General features: G+C 31.7%; 1 protein-coding gene. It reads right to left on the bottom strand.

Annotated features, from left to right (window positions below):
* Positions 1-132: 132 nt before the first annotated feature.
* On the bottom strand, positions 133-243 hold a 111-nt coding region (locus AWV70_RS25040), incomplete at its 5' end, for a hypothetical protein (RefSeq protein ID WP_235588826.1).

Here is a 243-nt window from a genome sequence, read left to right as displayed (position 1 = left end):
AAAACCACTGAATAAAAAAAGACACGAGAACAATCTCTCGTATCTTCTGTATCTTATTTCTTATTTTCCTTACTCAACAATCGCGCACGATTGCTTAAGAAAGCTAGAAGTCATTTAATTTATCTCTGGTATTCAACTTTTAAATTGAATTTGTCTTCGTTTATATACATTCAAGGTGATCAGCCAACTAGTAACAACGACTCCTGTAAAAAGGAATAGCATATTACTATACAAATAAGTGGA

It is taken from the genome of Sporosarcina koreensis (assembly GCF_001531445.1).
Lineage (GTDB): Bacteria > Bacillota > Bacilli > Bacillales_A > Planococcaceae > Sporosarcina > Sporosarcina koreensis_C.
This window is presented reverse-complemented; position numbering and strand designations above follow the sequence as displayed.